We start from the raw sequence: 16,758 nt of genomic DNA on the forward strand, positions 1-16,758 counted from the left end.
TTATCTAAGCCTAGGAGATCATATTCTAAAATCAACTCCTAGTAAAAACAGTATAGTTGATATTTGTAAAAAAGAAAAGCACTCTCGGGAGTGTTTTTCTTTTTTATTTAAAAATTAAGATTTTTAGGAATGGAAACAACAAACACTTTATCTTCTTTATTGACGTAATAAGCTGTAAATAAACAATAAGATTGTTAGTATTTTTTATCATTTTAGTTAAGGAGGCTCCTTCCTCAAGGAGCGTGAAGCGTTCAATTGTATATAAACCCATTTATGTTCAATTAATATTAGAGCATATAAAAAGACACTATGTATAATATAGTGTCTTTTTATAAGTTGACTTATTCTGAAAGAAAATGTAGTGATTAATAATAATTTGTTGGATACTTCTTGGTTAATTATATGATAACACTATCATATAAAAATGTAAATGTATTTATGTATATATGTAATTTTATCATATATTAGATGTATTTGAATTTCATTTCATTTCCAAAAATTCCAGTTTCTTTGTTTTATGAAAGTTATTTTGAACGTAAGGAATTTGTAAGGAAGAGGTAAGAAAAAAGAGATTTTCATTGTGTATGATTAAAATGTATAGAAGAGTGAGAGGAGGAACAAATACTGTAAATTTATATGAAAAAACAAATCAATTAATAAGACTTGTATGGAAGAAAAGAGACATTACAAAGATTAACATACATGTAAAAAAGGATAGGCCATTTTCAGGTCAGAAATTTGTTTGTGAAATAATGGGCATAAGAATGATTACAAATTCAATAGCGCTCTTTTGTCTTTGGGTAAGATGTAAGCTGTGTGATTAGTTGAAAAACAGCAAAATACATCTATACGATATAAATAGGGAGAGGAATATTTTGATGAAAAAGCACCGTCAAATTACATTTACAGGTTTAGCCCTTTTAATAACTGGAGGTTCCCTGCTATATACAACTCCAACCTCAATTGTAAAAGCAGAGTCTATTCAAAATGTATCTAATTCGTTACAAAAAAGCAGTCAAAGGAATCGTAATTCTGTCAAAGAGGCAATGGGGGATACATTGCAACTTGGATATCCAGGGATACTTGTTAAAACTTTTGAGGGTGGAAAAACATGGAGTCATGCAGCTGGGGTAGCAGATCTGAATACTAAGAAACCAATGAAAACAGATTTTCGTTTTCGAATTGGCAGCGTGACAAAAACGTTCACTGCAACAGTTGTACTTCAATTAGCAGGAGAAAGCCGCTTGAATTTAGACGATTCTATTGAAAAATGGTTACCTGGTGTCATTCAAGGAAATGGATATGATGATAAACAGATTACTATCCGGCAATTATTGAATCACACAAGTGGTATCGCCAATTACACAAGGTCAAAGGATTTTAATATGATGGATACAAAAAGATCCTATACTCCTGAAGAATTAGTAAAGATGGGAATATCCATGCCTCCAGATTTTGCTCCAGGAAAGAGCTGGTCGTATTCAAATACAGGATACGTATTACTAGGGATCCTAATTGAAAAAATAACTGGGAGCAGTTATGCGGAAGAGATTGAAAAACGTATTATTGAACCACTTGAATTATCGAATACATTCTTACCTGGGAATTCAAGTGTGATTCCAGGAACCAAGCATGCCCGTGGATATATCCAATTAGACAGAGCAAGTGAGCCAAAAGATGTTACTTATTATAACCCAAGTATGGGGAGCTCTGCCGGTGATATGATTTCAACAGCTGATGATTTAAACAAATTCTTTTCTTACTTACTTGGGGGGAAATTACTAAAAGAACAGCAACTAAAGCAAATGCTTACAACAGTCCCTACAGGAGTAGATGAACTTGGTGATTCCGGGCTTGGAATTTTTAAAATGAAGCTTTCAAACGGTGAATCGATATGGGGGCATGGAGGAACCATTCCTGGCTTTTTAACTTTTGCTGGGGGCACACTTGGAGGCAAGCATACATTGGCCGTCAATTTAAACAGTATTAAAGCTGATAGTCCTGATCCTTTTAAAAATATTTTACTTGCTGAATTTAGCAAGTAGGTCAAAGGGGAGAATGGATAAAATTTATCATATTTTCATAGTGGAACAAACAAATGATGAAAACGGTCACTTATCTAAGGAGGTAATTCCGTGATGAAAAATAAGCTAACTGGTGTGTTAGCCACTGCATTAGCGGTAAATATGATTCTACCAACAGGAGCGAAAGCATTTTCTGAAAGTGAGACTACAATTGTAGCTGGTGAAGAATTAGCTAGTCAGGAACTGAAGAAGATTGCAGCAGAAAAGGCGGAGCTACTTACAAAGTCCCATGGAGCGAATAGCGTGCAGTATGCGCTAATTGATAATGGAAAACTTATTTTGTCGGGTCAGACTGGCAAGAACGATATGGAAGGGAGACAGCAGCTAACCAAAGATACTCTATATGGGATTGGTTCAGTCAGTAAAATGTATGCAACAGCGGCTGTAATGAAATTGGTCGACGAAGGAAAAGTTGATTTGGATGCTCCCGTTGCCCGTTATATTCCTGATTTTAAGATGAAAGACAGTCGGTACAAGCGCATTACACCGCGAATGTTATTGAATCACTCCTCTGGCTTGCAAGGTTCTACGTTAGGTAATGCATTTTTATTTTTCGATAATGATACCTATGCCCATGATGCCTTGTTGCAGCAATTATCCAATCAGAACTTGAAGGCGGACCCTGGTGCTTTCTCGGTATACTGTAACGATGGTTTTACGCTGGCCGAAATTTTGGTGGAAAGAGTTAGTGGTATGAGTTTTACTGAATTTTTACATCAAAGCTTTACAGGGCCTTTAAAGATGAATCATACGAAAACGCCGCGGGACAAATGGAGGGATGAAAATCGGGCTGGACTATATTTTCCGGCGTACCAAGGACAACTTCCAAGTGAATCGGTGAATGTAATTGGTACGGGAGGCATTTCTTCTACGGCAGAAGATATGGTGCAATTCTCACAATTATTTATGGGGCAGGGAAAAGGGATCCTCTCTGATAAGGTGGTCAAGGAAATGGAGCAAGAGGAATATAAAAAAGGAATGTGGCCGGGGACTGGAGATAATATTTTTAACTATGGTCTTGGCTGGGATAGTGTGAACCTATACCCATTCAGTGAATATGGGATTAAAGCTTTGGCCAAGGGCGGTGATACGGCATTGCAACATGCTATATTAGTCGTGCTACCAGAACAGAAAATAGCAGCGGCTGTATTGTCATCTGGTGGACGGAGCTCTATAAATCAACTAATGGCAACTGAATTGTTACTCGCCAGACTTAAAGAAAAAGGTATTATTAAGGACATCAAGCCAAACAAATCCTTTGGCAAGCCGGTCAAAGTCAAAATGCCTCAGGGCGTAGCAAAGAAAGCAGGATTTTATGGCAATAGCGAAACCCATTTTAAAATTGAAATTACGAACAACGGAGAACTGTTCTTACCATCTAATCGAGAAGAAAAATATGTATATACTGCTGATGGAAGTTTTATTAATGAGGAGGGTACCTCCAAGCTCAACTTCGTAACCGAGAAGAATGGAAGAACTTATTTGAAGGAGAGCGCATATAAATCGCATCCAGGTTTAGGGCAAAGTGTGATGACCCACTATTTAGCTGAGAAACTAGAAGACAACGTGCTATCGAAGAAAACCGCTGCTGCATGGGCAAAGAGGGAAGGTGTCAAGTTCTATCTTGTAAACGAGAAATTTAGTTCCATTCAATATCTCGTTCAACCAAAACTTCTTACTACACAAATTAATCGCAAGAAAGGCCCAGCAGGCTATTGGGATGGTAGAAAAATTACAGGTCCGAATACCGCAACGCATCAACTCCAAATTCCCGTGATGAATGGCCGTGATACGACGGAAACGAACTTCTATACAGAAGGTGAAAATGAATATATGGAGATGGCTGGGTTATTATACGTAAGTGAATCTAATGTAAAACCGATTGATATAGGCCAATCATCCAAAGTTACGTTGGGAGAAAATGGGCATGCGAAATGGTTTACAATCCCGCAAGCGGCAACAGAGAAAATGATTACCGTGACGTTGCCGTCAAAAGGTTCGTTTGCGGTGTATGATGAGAAGGGAGTTTGCGTCAACTTTACCATCGTGAGTGGCAATAACAAGGTGAAACTGCCGAAGAACGGAACAATCGTATTCGCTGGGGCACCGAAATCGGAATTTGCAATCTCGGTGAACTAGCTACAATTTAAGATGATCTTAAACAAAACCAGTACGGCACAGAAAAGATGTATTACTGGTTTTGTTTGTATTTACGCATTCTCTACGAAAAAACTTGAATAATATCACGCTCAAGCACTATAAAACATCTATAATACATTATAAAATTGTATAAAGAAAAGGCACCAAAGGTGTCTTCTTGCGATTTGAACCTTCTTAATATAGAATTGGGCGCCAATCCAATTATTATTTTACTGCATTAAGTAGTTTCAGTTATTGAGAAATTATAAAAGCCCTCTTTCAAGTGCCTTTTTTAAAAACCAAGATACCCAAATCAAATCAGCTGGTGGGACCCCGTAAAGAAATAATAAGGTTGTTATTTTCGATAAGCGAATCGTTAAACATAATCCAGCGATACTATCCCATATTATATTTCATATGCTTTTCAGCTCACTAGGACATCTGATTAACTGTAAAATAATTATACTCTTTTTCAAACCCCGTAAAAAGCATCACTTTTTACGGGGTTTTCTTTTTTAGATTACATCTGAAATAACCAAGAAAATATGTATAGCTAATAAAATTATCGATATGATCGGGACTTTTTCATGTAATTAATAATGTACCGCTATCATTTCTACTAAAAAAATTTCGTTCTTAGGGCACTATAAAGTGTTAGGTTGATTGGAATACGGTCAGACTTCATTAAGTTAGAAACACGCTGTAGTCATTAAACAGTGGTGAAATACGTGAATTGTATCTTTACATTAAAAGCTTAAATAAAAAAATGACTAATTGTCTAGGGTAGTCAACTGGACATCTGATGTCTAGTCATGTAAAATTTTACATGTAACTAAATCGTTATAAATAGATAATAGAGTAACTAGAGGGAGAGATTACAAATTATGAAATCAGAGAAATCAACAATTGCTGAGAAAGTACAATCTATTAAAGGAAAGACTGTTGCAAAGTATGGGGCAGTAGTTTTCCTATTCTTCGGGCTGACATCTTGTTATAACCAAAAAAACGATAGATTATCGTCACAAGTAGAACTTTATCGAGAAAAGTCAGAGAAATTAGCCAAAGAGTATGATGAACTAGAAACTAATTACATTAAGCTGACGACTAAACTAGATGCGATTGAGAATCCACCTAAGGAAAAACCTGCAGAAGTTGATATCGCTGAAGAAACACCTGTTGAGAAAGTGGAAGAGACGCCAATTCAAGATACGGAGCCAGAGAAATCTGAAGAGGAAACACTCAAAGAGGAGCAATATGCAACCCGAGAAAAGAAAGCATATGCGAATCTCAATTCTCTTGGAAGTTCAGAAGCGCAGGAGACATACAAAGAACTAATTAAACCGAAGCTTTCGAGATGGGCTAGTAAGGACATGTTACAAGTAGCTAAGGAGGGTGTAAAATTTCGTGAGATAGATGATAGTAACCTACCTTGGACAGATGCTACTGAGCCAAATGGAACGAGTACGAAGCATATCTATAAGAGTGGTTATGACCAATTAGAGATTACATACAACTTTGACGGAACCATTACAAAATCTGAATGGAAAATAGGAGTGAACAAATAAAGTGAAAAACTTAATGTCTACACTTACATCGTTAAATTTTGATAAAACTGTTATCGCATACTCGAACGGGGTTCAGGTCTTTAAAGGAACATTACAGGATTACTTATTTATGTCTCACCAAGAGAAGCAGGCGCTAAAGGTAACGACATTAAGTATTTGTGCCAAAGATGGGAACTAATACGTCTACATTTGAAAGATTAAAAGAAGCGTAAACTCCTAGCAGTAAGTAACATTGTGAAAGTTTAATCGTAATATAAATTTGTGAAAAAAGAGGCATTCTATAGCAGGTATCATACTTGTGTAGAATGCCTCTTTTTTCTCTTGTACAGAAGAATCTATATACAATGATGAGGAAAGAGCAGGTAGGAATAATAAGATGGAATAGGAAGTGAAGTCAATGACAAATGAACCTAAATTCGAATCATGTGAGACGTACGGCACTGGTATAATGTATGGTTTCAGTATACATAATGACTGTTAAGATAAGAAGGAACCTGAATTTGAATAATGGGAGATGTAAGGAGTCGATTTTGTTTAACAAATTATCCGGTAATTGAATAAAAGAATATGAATAGAAAAGAGCCCCCATTAATTTATCGGAGGCTCTTATTTTTTACTTCAGTACAGAAGGAGTCGTCTTTTCTAACCATAGAATGCCATCATATTGTTCTGTCGGAATCATGATTTCTTCTTTTAATTTATTTCCCCAATAACTTGCTGCAGTAGGAGTAAACATCCATGAAGTTTCTGGTCGGTTATTTTCTCCTTTTAAGTTAACGAAAACATGGGGACTTCCTACAGTGCTGATGATTTTTTCAACGCTTTGTTCTTCATGTTCATTATGTACAGGAATAACATTTTCATTAACATCATCCCAACTGCTTCCACTATACGCAAATACACCGATTGTGTACATTTGGTCTTTGATACGCTGTGGAAGATAATCCATCATATTTGGGCCAACATAATTGTATTGCTGCACCTTCGTAAAGTCTAATATCATTTTTGAATTTTGTTTTCGAATATGATAATTATGCCCCCACACAATAATTTTTTTATTTTTATATTGCATTTCAGTGAGCCATGCGAAATTTTGTGCCATTTTTTGATCTCGGATATAAAAAGAATAGTCTGTCAGGTTAGGTGAGGAGATGCCACCTCTGACTTTCATATCAGCATCTAGATGCGTTTTAATCGCATCAATCCGTATACTGATTGATTTCTCAAACAAATTCACATCATACGTAGGGTGTGGAGCAACTTGAATCAATTCAGATTTATGATTCTGAATAAACATTCTAACCTTTTCAAACTTGTTAATTACGGGCTGTATTTCCATTTTAAATCGATCATACGGATATGTTTTATTTTTATTGTAATACCTATCCAGTTCAATCAACTCTGACACTGCTGTATCAAATTCACTCGCCACTTCAGGATTTACTTTTTGCAACCATTCTTTTGCATAAGAGCGGAATGAAGATTTATAAAACAAATTCATATCAAAACCAGCTAATGTGAGTGGCTTCCCTTTTTCTTTTTGTTCTTTCATATAGGTAAATAATTGTTCAAGTTCCTCAGTTTGCCATACAGGGTATAAAGATTGTTTCATCGCTTCCGTAGCGGTTAAGTTATCAAAATTTTGCTGAACAGCTGCTGCTTCTCCAAGCCCTGTTTCAAATGCAATCACATCATATCCCATTTCCTCATGTAAGTACTTAATCATACGTATTTTGGATTGATTGATTTCCTTTGCACCATGCGTACTTTCACCAAGTACAAAAATGCGCTTGTCCTGTACGGCCTCTTTAAGAAATGATAAATCCTCTCTTGTTTGGGAAGTTGGTTCATTTAATATTTTTGCATGTCCGTTTAACCATTCCTCCCATCTGGGTTGATCGACTGGTTTTTCTGCTGCGAATGCAACAGATGTAAAGGTGGTACAGGCAAGAAGGGTACTCATTAGTCCAAGGTTCCATTTATTACGCACAACAACGCCTCCAAGTATTATAGTTTACAAGCTGGAAAAAATAATACCAAAATTTACTAATATAATATTATTTATAATAATATATATGATAATCTCTAACAATACTAATATTGCGAAAATTCAAAAGTCTCCTTCAGTGTAGTGAAGAAACCCTTCTTTCTATGTCACGTCTTGTAATCAAATATACACATTGCATGTACGTTTTCTGCATTCCTCTTGTGTGGAATCTGGAATGAGTACATGAATTTCAAAGTTCATTTTTATCCAAAAGGATCAAAAATCATTAATTTACATAATGTATTTATCGTAAACTTATTAGTTTGAACAAATTTATTAATCTATATATTAAATATATAGATATATTATGTTATAATGTGAAGTAGAAACTCGCGTGTTTCAAATACAACATTTTTATCTTCTTGATGGCCTCTTATCTTTCCGTAAGAGGTCCTTTTTTTATCCCTCCATATTGCATAGTCGTTAAAATACTATGAAAAGATACTAAAGACTACTACATTACTATATTCTCTAGTATTTTTTCTTTACCTAGATTATCTACTGTTGGGCAAACGATAATTTAAGGGTTTTTTGTATAATTTTCACAAAATTACTTTGATTCATTATTTATTTCACTATAAAATAATAAAAGGATATATATAGTCAACGATTATAAGAATAGGTATGTCCTTTTTTGCAATGCTAATCCAAATTGAAGCCTAATACTGAAACGGTAAATGAGTAGAATTAGGGCTGAAACAGATAGTGAGGAAAGTAAAACAATAATAGCAAACAATACTTATAATGAAAACTTTCATAATGGACTGTCTATGGATGGAGAAAGAATACGAAAATATAAAGGGGTAAATGAATATGAATAGATCCTTCAAAGGTATTGCATTAGCAGGGTTAAGTGTTAGTTTCATGCTAGTAGGTTGTACATTAAATACATATGGACTTACACAGTCAGAGTATAGAAAAGTAGATAAGTATTATGATGCAGATAAAATGGTATCTGACCTAAAGAAATTGCACTATAGTGATGAACACATTGAAAACCAACTAAGAAACGCATTGTCTAGAATTGAGTATGAACAGGGAAGTAAGGAAGACGAATCAAGTAGTAAAGAAAGTAAATCAAATGTATCAGACACGGAAGGTGAAAAGAAGGTAAAGGTATCTGAAAAAGATTACCCTTATCGTTTGACTGAACTACACTTAGAATTCCAGTATCATTTAAAAAAACTAGAAAAGAAAACTGATAAATTATTTACAGAAGAGGGTGTCTACATAGGTGAGATAGATTCCTTAATTAGTCACATTAGTTTGGATATAAACCGTTTTGAAAAAATCAAACCACCTAAAAAGTATGAAGATTACCAATTCTTAATACAAGAAGGGGTAGAAGAGATTAGAAAACACCTAATAAAAGTAGAAGATGCAGTTAGACAGTATGATGACCGTAAGTATGATGGTGAATATGATAAGGATAAAGCAAAAGAAATCATACAAAACGGTATGTTTGGGATAGATGATGGTGTTTCTAAATGGGAGACAGTATTTAATGGGATAAACGAAAAATACCCTGATGTAGAGCAAGAGGTAAAGGAAGAGAACCAGAAACATGCGAAAGAGGGTCATCGTGAGGATGATTTAAATGAAAAAGTTAGTGGTTCAGAAGTTGATAAATACAAAGCAGCCATCGTAGGAAATACAAATAAGATGGATGAAGTTATCAGACTGATACAAGATATAGGGCATTCAGATGTAAAGGATTATGAGCCAAAGAAAAGTGAAATCCAACTAAGTTTGGATATAGCAAAAACACACGTAAGAGACATGAAATACCTTGAGGCACCTAAAGAGTTAGAAGTTGAACAGGAAAAGATAAAACAGGCAATGGATAATTACTGGGATGCTCTGCGACTACTTTCAGAAGCATTAGAAGAACAAAATAATAGTAAGTTGGAACAAGCAAATAACAAAGCAGAACAGGCAATGAAACTTTTTAAAAAAGCAACTGACAGTATTAAAAGTAAAACGAACTAATCATGAAAATGGTCATGTGGTGGTATCCCTATTATAAATTAATAAATAAAAAAGATAAGATCGGATAGTAGGATCTTATCTTTTCACAAAGAGAAATATATTGCAAGATATCTTATTGTTCATAGTAGTATATGTAACTTTCGATTTCCATATACATTTCACAATTAACAATAATATCTATATTGAGAAATCGACCATAAAAATTCTAAAAGGGGGATCTTCATTATTCTGGAAAACCCCCACGCTAAGAAAAAAACTAGCCCCCACATGAGAGACTAATTGACGTGAAATTCGTTATTGGAATTTAATTATATTTCTCTACGTACTAAATAAAAAGCTAAGGAACCTATAAATAATAGGCGTAATCAAACTAGACGAATATGACCTAGTAATAGTAAAAAGAGAGAGTATAACTACATAGATAACAACTATTCCTATAAATACAGGAATTTCAAATTGAAACTTCCTACATTGTTTTATGTTCCTTTATAATAATTCTCCAATTAGGCAAACTACAAGATCTAGTATACTACCAAATATGAAGAGAATTATAATGAATCCAAATAAGTTAGGCAAATCATTCTGGTAAAAATAAATAGGATCAAAAATATATGACATCAAGAGCAATATGATAATAAAAGTAAGCAGATTTGCAGCATAACTAATTGAAAATCTTCCCAACGTAAGTATCCTGACAAATATATACCCTTGATTAACTAATAACTGCCCTATACGTTATATAGGCTAAAATAACTGAAAGGTTTATTCTGATAAAATCCAAATGACTACAACAATTCCTGTAACTGCTGCACCTCCAAAAAAACCTACCAACATTTTCCCATCAGAACCAGTAACAATTTCTTTTAAATCTGCTTTTGCTTTTTTCTTGTCTTCTCCTGTTGAAAAGAGATAACTAATAAAATGTACGACTAGTGAAACTAGTGCCGCGATTATTTCTATCATTACTTATGTCCCCCTAATAATGTGTACTATTAATCAATAATTGCCTTATACATTATATCAGTTAAGGTACATCGAAAATATAATTAATTATTTATATAATCCATTTTATTAATTGATATCACATTACTATAAGATGGCCCATATCAAAAAAGACACCTAATAATTCCTTAGCGTACGAAATTCGCGTTTTGTTGGCAGGCCCACATGCCCATCAAGCTAAGATTTTAAAATATTCTCTAAATGGAAAGTTTGTGTTTTTAGCGTTTTGGAGGTAAAAGTTGTTGTAAGTCATTATAAATCGAAAAAACGAAGTTTGGTTGTTGCAAACTTCGTTTTCGCTTATATCTTTTTATTGTTTTAAAAATTCTCCCATTATTTCCATTACGTCCTCTGAATCGTTTACTTTATCTTTTGAAAAACGCCATTGTTCTTTTCCATATCGCTCCATCTCAACCTTTATTACTTTTTCTTTATCTGAAACTTTTGCTTCTGGCAAAATAGATATAAAGTAACCAAACGATTGGCTAAATAATTTAGGCTGTTCAATTCCTGGATTTTCTTTTAGCAATCTTTCATTTTCCTTATGTAATTTTGGTTGCAATTCGCTTAATAATAATGGTTTTACTTTTAATTCCACTTCAACTTTATCTTCCTCAGGAGAAGAACCTACTGATTTTACTTTAAATGTAACTTTTTCCTGCAATACAGATTTCAACTTTTTATAATAGTTTTCAAATTCCTGGTCACTAATTCCATTATGCGTACTGGACAGTGCATCTTTTTTAAATTCTTGTTGTATATTTTGAGTAAATTGTTTTCCATCTTCACCGGATAATTTATTAATTTTGTTTATATCCTTATCATAATAAATAGCATTTATATAGGATTTTAGAGCTTCAGCTGGCTTGTTTAAGTCTTTTGTATTCTTTTCTATTTCTTGCGTATCAATTTTGAAAGAAACTTTTTCTGTTTCATCGTCCCTTTTTTTTGTTTCTTCATTGGAATAAACGAGCTCATATGATGAGGCCTTATTCACTTCATAGTAGAGAATCCCCGATGTTTTTTTACCAGGTTCTAATTCTATTAAACGTAATTTATTTGAATCAGCCTTATCATATTTCTTCATTTTTTCATCACCTTGATATAGTGTAAAGAGATAAGGTGATATCTCTAACATTTCATCCCCTTTATTTTTCAAACTCACTTTGAATTTCAATACTGTATCTTTATTTATTCCTCACATGGCCCCACTTAATGGTAATACATACTCAGCATTTTCAACTTCAACTTCCACATTTTTTGAAGACGAAGATGCCTTTCCGTTTTTTACAGTTGTAGAACTTTGTGAAGAACTACAACCAGTCATAATAGTTAATGTGAATATAAACAAAAAACAAATCATAAAAATCTTTCTAAGTTTCACTTAAAACCCCTCCATCCCCTTGGTTAAAAACATTTACTATTTTACCATAAAATTCTATTCGTATGTCTATTGAGCGACAAGATAGCCAAACTTAGAGATAGAAGGATTAGAGATCTTCCAAGCCATACTGGTGACATTGTGCACTTGTTACCTTGTGACTACAGAAACGATTGAAATTCCTATTTGTAGAACGAAATTATTAAAAATTTACATTTGATGTATTCGGATTAGCTTCAATTAAATAATTTTGTTGAGGTAGTGCAAGTCACCAACTCAATGCATCTCAAATTATCATAAAAGGAATGCAAAGATAAAAAGGACAATCCTATATATAGAAGAAGTTAGTTGATAAATCGAATTTGAAAATAAATGAAGCGGTATTAAAAGACATGTATAAAAAGAAAGAAGTGATTGAAAAAAGCTCACCAAAATAAGAAAGTCTTAAGCAGTATCAATCTATAGTTCATTATAAAAAATACCAAACAAGATGATATTGTTTTCCAATGAGATAAAATGTATAATGAGAGTGTAGAGATAAACCTTTTATTAAAGGTTTTAACTTACTAACTATGTGCATAATAATAAAAGACGAGATGCTGGTAACATCCCGTCTAATTTGTAACTGCTGCCGTTAGGTGGTAGATTGCAAAGTTTAATTATTTTTTCTTCGAACCACCTTTCTTACGTTTGGCAGACGTCTGGGTGGTTCTTTTACTTTTATTATTACGTTTTGCTACTAACTTGTTAGCACAAGCAGTTGCAAAAGTTGTTATGAACACTGTTACGAATAGTTTCGTAGCGTCCTGTAATAATTGTTGTAAAAATTCCATATCGGTTACACCTCCTTTCCCTCTAAATTAAGAGAAAGAAAGGTTGCAACCTCCCACCACACGCCTTCAGTTACTAGCAATATTATGCCATAATTAGAATTAGTTATAGTTTATAATTTATTCCGTTTGAAAAACATATTAGGATTATATAATGAGATTAAGATTATATAAAACGCCACTATATATAACAAATTTGGAATGTTTAGGGCGTTAAGCTATCTTATAAATAGACTTCAATATAATAACTTTGACACCCAAATTTCTATGATTTTCTGATTGTTATTAAAACGCGTTTTTCGTGTGCCACAAATGAATCTAATCATTCAGCCGATATAGCTGAAAAGTCATAAAAAGTGAGCATGAAAAAATCAAATAGGTAACAGAAAAGAGATGCGAAAGAAGATGTGCCAGTAAAAGAAATACATACCACTATTAATGCAGGATCCTTTAAATATAGCATTAATTTAGATATAAAGTCGTACTGTTTATTAAAAAGTTGTACCGTTTTAAAGTTATTTAAACTGTTTACAAAAAAATTTACGGTCTTATTTCTTTAATAATAAATTAGAAAAAGTATGAATCCACATTAAGTAACTAAAAATAATTTAAATGTTATAATGAAAAGTTATAATTTTTGAAATGCACTCCCAATTGTTAGATACAGTCTAACAATTGGGAGTGCATTTTTTTTTTGACTAAATTTACTTCAGAAGACAAATTGAATGTAGTCATACGTTAATAAAATGGACGTGAAAATATAAAAGATATCGTTAAATTATGGGGAGTGAATCATGAAGTGGTTTGTATGTAGATAAAACAATTTAAATATTATGAAATCCAAGCATTTGAAAAAGGTTATACAACGTATTCTGCGCAGTATAAACTAGACGTATTAAATTATATGATCGAGAATAGGACGTCTCAAACGAAACATCATTTATTTTTAATATCCCATTTAAAAAAAAGACAACAAAGCGGATATTTTATAAAAATATCCACTACTAATTAAATTTTTTATGTTGATGGACATAGGAAAGGATTCTATAAATATAAAAATAAGATTGACAACGACAGATTACAAGTGTAATATTCAGTTACAGATTACAAGTGTAATCAAAGGAGGGTGTAATTTAAACTAATGAAAGAATTACCTAAAATTTCGGAAGCTGAATTAGAAGTAATGAAAGAATTGTGGTCAAAATATCCACAAACGGCAAATGAAGTAATTGAAGTGTTGGAGGTGAAAATGGATTGGAAACCCAAAACGATTCGAACGTTGATTAATCGATTAGTTCACAAAGAAGCAGTTGCTTATCACCAAGATAAAGGGCGTTTGTACTCTTATTATCCTTTGGTTTCGCAAGATAGTTATTTACAAGTAGAAACAGAATCTTTACTTAAACGTTTCTATGGTGCAGCATTTAAACCTTTACTTGTAAATTTTTTAAAAGAAGAAAAGCTGTCTTCAGAAGATATTAACGAACTTAAACGTATTCTAGATGAGAAAACTGAGGAAAATCAGAGGAAGGATAGATTATAGTTGTGGAAAAATTTGTTGATATTTATCTACCTGCATTTTTTGATTGGGTGATTGAGACCTCGATTATGGCTAGTATATTAGTGGGCCTAATCTTGTGTATCAAGGTCTTGTTTAGAAATAAGTTAACTCCACGCTGGCAATATATGCTATGGATCATATTAATTATAAGACTTGTATTACCTTGGTCGCCAGATAGTTCCTATAGTATCTATTCTGTTCTTACTTACAAGAGTGATGATGCATTCATTTCTAGCCAAAACCCTGTAGCTAGCTTTCTTACAAAAGAACGTATGCAAGAATTAAAAGATATAGAAAATAAAAAGTTACTCACAAAAGAAGATACTTATACCACAAGTTCAACAAAAACTGGTCAGGTAAACAAGACACAAACACACAGTAATGAAGATGATGAGACGATTTCATTTTATACAATCTTTATATACATTTGGCTTACTGGCGTTATCCTTCTAAGTGTTGCTACTTTTGTAATGAACAGGCATTTATTACTTTACATAAAAAAACAGCCTGTTATTACAGATGGGAAGATTGTTCAAATTTTTGAAAAGTGTAAGCAATCTATGTCTGTTCAAAGGAATATCCCATTGCTTGTATCTGGAAAGGTTTCCAGTCCGACAGTGTTGGGGTTTATTAAGCCAAAGTTGTTATTATCAACTGTACATATGAAAATATTAGATGAACAACAGTTACGATATATTTTTCATCATGAATTAGCTCACATCAAGCGAAGAGATGTTGGTGTAAATTGGCTTATGCATGGCTTACTCATTTTAAATTGGTTTAATCCCATTCTATGGTATGCCTACTCATGTATGCGAGAAGATCAAGAACTAGCATGCGATGCATTAGCCCTTACATATATAGATTCAGAGGAACAAATTGCGTATGGACATACTATTATTAGTCTTTTGGAACATTACTCAAGTTACTATAAAGTACCGAGTATGGCAAATTTCAGTAAAAACAAAAGGATGTTAAAAAGGAGAATTTTAATGATTAAAAAATTCCAAAAAAAATCGTATCGTTGGTCTGCACTAGGAGCTGTAGCAGTTATTGCTGTATCATCTGTATCCTTATTAAATGTCCGGGCTGATATGCCGACTAACCCTGAGAAACAACAAATAGAAGTGAAAAATAATATGAAAGAATCAAAAACGCAAATCGATATTCCTATACAACAAATTGTAGAAAAAATGATTGGTACAAAAGAACAGGCAGAAGCAGAATTTATTGTTTCAGAAGAAGAGTATAATACTTTACTTACAGAACTTGGAGTGGCGCGAAATCTGTTTACGAAGGAAGAATTTGAGCGATTTATTAATTTAGAAACAGAATCACAGATTTTGTATAAAAAAGTAAAATTAGCAGGAAGTCCTGAAAATTTAGACCCAGAAGAGCAGAAAAAATATGAGAAAAACGATGAAGAAATTGGACCATTTAGACAGAAAATTTATTCGTCTTTTAAATTGACTAAAAAGCAAGCACAGGAATATCTTGATTTTCCAATAAAGACACCAACGTATGTAGTAAAAGGGTATAAATTCACTGGAGAAGATGTTCAAACACCGATGACTATAAAAAGAATGGATCCCACTATTGTTTATGAATACCACAATGAAGATTCCGTATATATTGTGCATCAATCTGCCGTTAGGGATCAAGGAGAAAATTCGTTGCACGAGGTAGTGGGGAATAGTACAAAGATAACTAATTATGAATTAGTTGGTACAAAAATAAATTTATCTGAAAATACAAAGGATAAATTTAAAGTGATGAAGATGATTGTTCCTGCAAAAGGAAAGCATAGTGCTTATCAAGTGACAATTCTTGCAGATAATTTAAGTAGAGAAGAGTTAGAGAAAATTATGCTGTCCTGTTTAAAATAAAAAATAGAGTCTTAGGAACGGTATCCTAAGACTCTATTTTTTATTTTAGAAAGAAGCATTCTATGCAACTGTACAGAAAAGTTCTCTGTTTATTTCCCTTGCACAGATGTAGAAAGAAATAAAAGTCTAAACTACTTATTTATTAATGTTGGAATATTCAGGAATTATTTTTGGATGGAATTTTACTCTCACGGTTTCAATAAGAAAAACTATGTTGTAAATGCTCATAGTTTTTTATTTTTGAATTTCTTGTGTAGAACATAAATGAGCTAAA

General features: G+C 33.2%; 12 protein-coding genes and 2 pseudogenes. 8 read left to right on the forward strand and 6 right to left on the reverse strand.

Translation table 11 applies throughout. The annotated features are described in order from the left end of the window. Window positions 1–878 precede the first annotated feature (878 nt). The 4 genes from QO049_RS22785 (at window position 879) to QO049_RS22800 (ending at window position 5,966) form a co-directional block, all read left to right on the forward strand. Window positions 879–2,045 (forward strand): serine hydrolase domain-containing protein, encoded by a 1,167-nt coding sequence (locus tag QO049_RS22785; RefSeq protein ID WP_284489521.1) that lies wholly within the window; start codon window positions 879–881, stop codon window positions 2,043–2,045. A 93-nt stretch (window positions 2,046–2,138) separates the two neighbouring features. Then, a complete protein-coding gene (locus QO049_RS22790) occupies window positions 2,139–4,223 on the forward strand; it encodes a serine hydrolase domain-containing protein (protein ID WP_284489522.1) in 2,085 nt (694 codons plus the stop codon). Between the two features lie 884 nt (window positions 4,224–5,107). After that, window positions 5,108–5,788 (forward strand): hypothetical protein, encoded by a 681-nt coding sequence (locus QO049_RS22795; RefSeq protein ID WP_061663982.1) that lies wholly within the window; start codon window positions 5,108–5,110, stop codon window positions 5,786–5,788. A gap of 1 nt (window position 5,789) precedes the next feature. Continuing rightward, entirely contained in the window at window positions 5,790–5,966 is a 177-nt protein-coding gene (locus tag QO049_RS22800; protein WP_153600683.1) for a hypothetical protein, read from the forward strand. A 435-nt stretch (window positions 5,967–6,401) separates the two neighbouring features. On the opposite strand, the gene QO049_RS22805 is transcribed toward QO049_RS22800, so the two are convergent. Next, window positions 6,402–7,778: an erythromycin esterase family protein gene (locus tag QO049_RS22805; protein WP_284489510.1), complete on the reverse strand. Its 1,377-nt coding sequence runs from the start codon at window positions 7,776–7,778 to the stop codon at window positions 6,402–6,404. A gap of 864 nt (window positions 7,779–8,642) precedes the next feature. Here QO049_RS22805 and QO049_RS22810 point away from each other — a divergent pair. After that, the gene (locus tag QO049_RS22810; protein ID WP_284489511.1) at window positions 8,643–9,824 is read left to right on the forward strand and encodes a DUF7018 domain-containing (lipo)protein; all 1,182 of its coding nucleotides are present in this window, start codon (window positions 8,643–8,645) and stop codon (window positions 9,822–9,824) included. A gap of 308 nt (window positions 9,825–10,132) precedes the next feature. Here the strand turns inward: QO049_RS22810 and QO049_RS22815 are convergent. The 5 genes and pseudogenes from QO049_RS22815 to QO049_RS22835 form a co-directional block, all read right to left on the reverse strand. Then, a pseudogene (locus tag QO049_RS22815) lies at window positions 10,133–10,505 on the reverse strand (hypothetical protein). Window positions 10,506–10,586: 81 nt separating this feature from the next. Beyond that, the gene (locus tag QO049_RS22820; protein ID WP_086423427.1) at window positions 10,587–10,787 is read right to left on the reverse strand and encodes a hypothetical protein; all 201 of its coding nucleotides are present in this window, start codon (window positions 10,785–10,787) and stop codon (window positions 10,587–10,589) included. 349 nt (window positions 10,788–11,136) lie between these two features. Next, window positions 11,137–12,003 (reverse strand): DUF5105 domain-containing protein, encoded by an 867-nt coding sequence (locus QO049_RS22825; protein WP_284489512.1) that lies wholly within the window; start codon window positions 12,001–12,003, stop codon window positions 11,137–11,139. Window positions 12,004–12,024: 21 nt separating this feature from the next. Beyond that, entirely contained in the window at window positions 12,025–12,210 is a 186-nt protein-coding gene (locus QO049_RS22830) for a hypothetical protein (protein WP_284489513.1), read from the reverse strand. Between the two features lie 656 nt (window positions 12,211–12,866). Next, entirely contained in the window at window positions 12,867–13,040 is a 174-nt protein-coding gene (locus tag QO049_RS22835; protein ID WP_000395068.1) for a hypothetical protein, read from the reverse strand. A gap of 811 nt (window positions 13,041–13,851) precedes the next feature. On the opposite strand from QO049_RS22835, the pseudogene QO049_RS22840 reads away from it, so the two are divergent. The 3 genes and pseudogenes from QO049_RS22840 to QO049_RS22850 all read left to right on the forward strand — a co-directional run. After that, window positions 13,852–13,994: pseudogene (locus tag QO049_RS22840) on the forward strand (IS3 family transposase); the annotation flags it as partial. 184 nt (window positions 13,995–14,178) lie between these two features. Further along, the gene (locus QO049_RS22845; RefSeq protein ID WP_284489514.1) at window positions 14,179–14,580 is read left to right on the forward strand and encodes a BlaI/MecI/CopY family transcriptional regulator; all 402 of its coding nucleotides are present in this window, start codon (window positions 14,179–14,181) and stop codon (window positions 14,578–14,580) included. Further along, window positions 14,577–16,484 (forward strand): M56 family metallopeptidase, encoded by a 1,908-nt coding sequence (locus QO049_RS22850; protein WP_284489523.1) that lies wholly within the window; start codon window positions 14,577–14,579, stop codon window positions 16,482–16,484. The genes QO049_RS22845 and QO049_RS22850 overlap by 4 nt, the downstream gene beginning before the upstream one ends. Window positions 16,485–16,758 lie beyond the last annotated feature (274 nt).

It is taken from the genome of Bacillus sp. RB3 (assembly GCF_030164735.1).
In the GTDB taxonomy this organism is placed as follows: Bacteria; Bacillota; Bacilli; order Bacillales; family Bacillaceae_G; genus Bacillus_A; species Bacillus_A cereus.

Coding starts and splice junctions, on each gene's coding strand:
- QO049_RS22785 (WP_284489521.1), top strand. CDS start 879: ATGAAAAAGCACCGTCAAATTACATTTACAGGTTTAGCCCTTTTAATA.
- QO049_RS22820 (WP_086423427.1), bottom strand. CDS start 10,787: ATGATAGAAATAATCGCGGCACTAGTTTCACTAGTCGTACATTTTATT.
- QO049_RS22790 (WP_284489522.1), top strand. CDS start 2,139: ATGAAAAATAAGCTAACTGGTGTGTTAGCCACTGCATTAGCGGTAAAT.
- QO049_RS22795 (WP_061663982.1), top strand. CDS start 5,108: ATGAAATCAGAGAAATCAACAATTGCTGAGAAAGTACAATCTATTAAA.
- QO049_RS22845 (WP_284489514.1), top strand. CDS start 14,179: ATGAAAGAATTACCTAAAATTTCGGAAGCTGAATTAGAAGTAATGAAA.
- QO049_RS22810 (WP_284489511.1), top strand. CDS start 8,643: ATGAATATGAATAGATCCTTCAAAGGTATTGCATTAGCAGGGTTAAGT.
- QO049_RS22835 (WP_000395068.1), bottom strand. CDS start 13,040: ATGGAATTTTTACAACAATTATTACAGGACGCTACGAAACTATTCGTA.